The organism is uncultured Methanofollis sp. (genome assembly GCF_937919355.1).
Lineage (GTDB): Archaea > Halobacteriota > Methanomicrobia > Methanomicrobiales > Methanofollaceae > Methanofollis.
In genome coordinates, this window is sequence record NZ_CALFSA010000059.1 from 1 (window position 1) to 4360 (window position 4360).

Below are 4360 nucleotides of genomic sequence, written 5' to 3' on the forward strand. Positions count from 1 at the left end.
CCCAGAGCGCCGCCTCCAGCGACTCCACGACATAACTGCCGCCCCTGATCTCCGGCGGGTCCCTGTGGAGGTAGGACCCGGCGGCGACCCTGTCGACCTCATCGGAGAGAGGGTGGTCCTGCCAGTATCCCGGGACAGGTGCGTACCTCTCCGAGAGGAGGACCTCCTTCGGGACACCGGCGAGGGCGCCGATGATGAGCCCCCCGAAGTACCGGCAGGCATCGACGGCGAGCGGGTGGCCGTGGGTGGTCCGGGAACTCTCGCCCGAGGCCTCGATGCCCCGGGCCGGGTCGGCGGCATAGAACAGGGGCACCGGTGCGAGACGCATCAGGGAACCGTTGCTCGCCGACCTCCCCCCCGTCGGGCCTGAGAAGGGTTCGCGGGAGAGCATGAAGCGCCGGAGCGCATTTTCCGTTGTTATCCCGATGTCGAAGCACCGCCCATTGGAACTCAGGTGCCCCTCCCTGTACCACCGGCAGTACCTCTCCAGCTGGTCGACCGGGTCGAAACCCCCACACGCGATCAGGCTCTCGGCAAGGCAGAGGGCGAGAGAAGTGTCGTCCGTCCACTCCCCGGCCTTCAGGCCGAACGGCCCGCCGCCGACCATATCGGTGATGGGCTCGAATGAGCCCGGCGGCATGAACTCAAGTGTCGTCCCGAGAGCGTCCCCCACGGCAAGACCGAGGAGACAACCGCGGTATCGGCCTGCGGACTCCATCATTCCTCCTCCTTCTCCCTGTCCTCGCAGAGCATCTGGTAGTCGCAGTACGTGCACCCATACCCGCTTACGGCCGGGAACTCCCCGGCCCGGATACGCCTGATATACCCCGACACCCTCTCCCTGAACGCATCGACCGTCTCCTCCGTCGGGAAATAACTCCACTCCTTCTTCTCCCGCACAAAGAAGAAGGTCGCCCTCTCCGGAAGTTCGCCGAAGACCTCCCTGACCGCGAGGCAGTACAGGTTCAGCTGGATATTCTCCGGCAGGCGCTTCTTCGTGATCGATCCCGTCCCGCCGGACTTGTAGTCGATCACCACGTACCGCCCCTCTGGTGTCCGCTCAAGACGGTCGATGGAACCGACGAAACGGACACCGTCGATGGAGAACTCGAACCACCTCTCCGCGTCCACCACCTCGTTCCTGTTCGCCTCCTCCCAGGCGACATAGGTCGCCACCATCTCCCTGGCCTTTTCCCGGTCCTCCTCCTCTTTTGTCTTCGAGGGGTAGCCAGCCGACGACCAGACGCCGTCGAGGACTGCAAGGGCCGCATCAAGGGTGACCCTCTCTCCCTCCCTCTTCCGGCGGGCCACCTGCTCGCAGACCGCGTGCACCGCCGTCCCGAGGGAGAAGAAGGTCTTCGGCCTCGTCGGAACCCGCAGAACCGTCCCGAACTTGAAACGCAGGGGACAGTCATCGTAGGTGGAGAGGGCCGAGGCCGAGAGGCGGACACCGTCGGTCAGGCCGGGCTCCGGCCGCACGCCGGCCCTGACCTCGAGGTCGAAGGGCGTCTCCGGGACAGAGAGAAAGGCGTCGCGGTCGAAGGCGGCCGGGTCCTCGCCGGCCGCGATCATCCGGCACCTCTCCAGGTCCATCAGCCTCTGCACCGCCGTGCCAAGGCGCATCTCGGTGACCGCCCTGACCGCCTCCTCCTGCAGACGTTGCCGTGCCTGCTCCAGGTCGGAGACCACGACGCTGTCTGCCCTGACCGCGGGGTCGGGGACCGTGACGACCCTGATGAGGGGGTTCTCTTGATACTCAAGTTCATCCAGGAAGAGAGACGGCTTTGCCGCAGTCTTTCGCCCGTCGTACATGACCGCCCGCGTCAGGTACAGCCTCTCCTCGGCCCGTGTCATCGCCACATAGCAGAGACGGCGCTCTTCCTGCAGAGAGAGTGCACGCTCGTCTTCTTCGGGGACAACGCCCCGCGCCAGGTCTTTTGGCACCGTGAACATCTTTGCGTGGTACGTCCCCGGGAACTTGCCCTCCGAGAGGTCGACGATGAAGACGACGGGGAACTCCTTCCCCTTGCTCTGGTGGACCGTCATGATGTGGACGGCGTCCTCCCCGCCGGTATCCTCGTCCGTCTCATTCGAGATCTCCTTCACCTGGTCCAGGTAGACCAGGAAGTCGGCGACTGTCGGTTCCTTTGCCAGGGTGGCGTACTCGGTGGCCAGGCGGTAGACCTGGTCCAGCACCCGCCTCTCCCTGGCGTCGCCGTCCCTGATCGCTGCCGGGTACAGGCCGCCGCTCTCCATCATCAGGGTGTAGACGAGGTCGGGGACGGAAAGTGTGGCCTTGAGGCCGATGAAGCGCTTCAGGCGGTCGGCGACCTCCTTCACTTCCAGGTCGTCGGCATGTCCGAGGAGGACCTCGTAGACGCCGTCCGTGTCGTTGTCCGTGTCCGCATGTGCTCTCGCCTCCCTGTTTATCCTCTGGACGGTCAGTTCAGGGACGCCGGCCCTGCGGAGGAGGCGGTTGATCGGGATGCCCGCCTTCAGGGGGTCGTCGACCGCCTGCAATGTGGCGAGCAGGTCCCTGACCGCAGGGAGCCTGAAAGAGTCCATCTCCCCGACGAAATCGCAGGGGACGCCGTCGTTCATCAGGTGCCTGTAGACCTTCTGTCCCTGGGCACGCTGCCGGCAGAGGACGGCGATGTCTCCGTACCTGAAGGGGCGCGGCGTCTCCTCGTGCCGGGGGGTGAAGGACGTCCTGAGGAGCGCCTGGATCTCGCCGGCGATATATGCGGCCTCGGCCGCCTCGGTCTCGCACTCGGCGACGACGACGGGTTCGCCGTCCGGGTTGTCGGTCCGGAGGTCCTTCGGAGTCCTGTTGGGGGTGTGGTCGATGAGGTGCTCCGCAAGCCTGAGGATGGTGCCCGAGTTCCGGTAGTTCTGGTTCAGGACCGTGAGCGAGGAGTCGGGGTAGGTCTCCGTGAAGTCCTTCACGTTGCCGGAGTAGGCGCCCCTGAACCGGTAGATCGTCTGGTCGTCGTCGCCGACGACGCAGAGGTTGCCGTTGCAGAGGGACTTGACCAGGGCGAGCTGGGCATAGTTGGTGTCCTGGAACTCGTCGACCAGGATGCAGGGATACTGCTCTCTCAGGCGGTCCCGCACGAAGGGGCGTTTTTCCAGCAGGATGACGGCCTCGTGGATCATGTCGTCGAAGTCGATGAGTTTCTCGTCACGCTTGTACTGTTCATAGGCACGGTAGACGGAGAGGAGGTCGGCGAGGCGGCAGGCCTCGATATCGTCGGCTGGCCGCGACCTGATGTAGGTCTCCAGGTCGTCGGTGGTGATCAGTTCGTCCCTGAGGCTGCTGATCCCGTCCATGATCGACTCGATGACACTGGCGGCGTTGTTCCCGACCTCAATATACGCGAAGCCGAAGGCGTCGATGTTCCGCTGTCCCCAGACGATCTGGTTGGTCCGGCTGATCAGGCCGTTCCTGAGGTTGATCCCGCTCTCGAGGGCGTGGTCCATCAGGAGGGTGTGGCAGAAGGAGTGGAAGGTCTGGACCGTGCAGCCCGCGGCGAGGTCGCCGGCCCTGTCGACCCTTTCCTGCATCTCGCGTGCCGCTTTATCCGAGAAGGTGAGGGCGAGGATCTCGTCGGGCCTGGCCTGGCCTGACCTGATGAGGTGGAGGATCTTCTCGGTGATGACGCGGGTCTTCCCTGACCCCGGGCCTGCAAGGACGAGGTGCGTCCCGGGGCTGGCGACGGCTTCCCGCTGGCGGGGGTTCAGGTCGGTGACGGTATGGGCGTGCATGAGTTCAGGAATACGTGACATGGCAGGATATATTTTGGGTTTTTGTGCTGCAATTTGGGGTGAAAATGAGTTTAGGCGACCCGTATCCAGTCGAAAGATCGGACTGGCCTTCACACCGCCTGAAGGGCGGATCTTCTGCCCGGGGGCCACGGGCCATGTCCGGGGGCGGTTCTCTGTCATACCTGCTGGGGTCGAAGGGGTGTTCTGGCTGAACAGTACTCTTTTTACCGCGCAATCCGCCGAAGATCCCGCCTCTCCCGCTGGCTCCTGGCCGGAGGGCGGGGAGGGGGCAGGGTGTTCTATCCTCCGCGGGACCGGCGGGCGCAGGGTGGGGGGATGTTCGGAGGATATTGTCTCTTTTCTGGATCGGAAAGACGTGTTTGGCCTGATCTGGTGCCCGCCCTGTGGCCTCAGACGGTGGGGGATATAGGAGAAAAGGAGGACATACCGGGCTTTGTTGGGGTCCGGGGTGCCCGGAGATTAAAATGAGGATCGAATAGAATAACGAAAATGTTCACGCCACCAGTTCGTCCACAACCCGGTCCCGCATGCTCCAGACGACAGGGGTCACGTCATACCTTCTCAGCGCATCCAG

At 64.2% G+C, this 4360-nt stretch carries 2 protein-coding genes; both read right to left on the reverse strand.

The annotated features are described in order from the left end of the window. Positions 1 to 721: ADP-ribosylglycohydrolase family protein (locus tag Q0520_RS02805; protein WP_298666314.1), on the reverse strand; the 721-nt coding region annotated here is incomplete at its 3' end. After that, positions 718 to 3786 carry an ATP-dependent DNA helicase gene (locus Q0520_RS02810; RefSeq protein WP_298666317.1) on the reverse strand — a complete coding sequence of 1023 codons (3069 nt, stop codon included), beginning with the start codon at positions 3784 to 3786 and terminating at the stop codon, positions 718 to 720. The genes Q0520_RS02810 and Q0520_RS02805, both read right to left, overlap by 4 nt. Positions 3787 to 4360: the final 574 nt, after the last annotated feature.

Bases quoted from the DNA above. Each gene is read 5' to 3' on its own strand.
- Q0520_RS02810 (WP_298666317.1), bottom strand. From the start codon at position 3,786: ATGTCACGTATTCCTGAACTCATGCACGCCCATACCGTCACCGACCTG.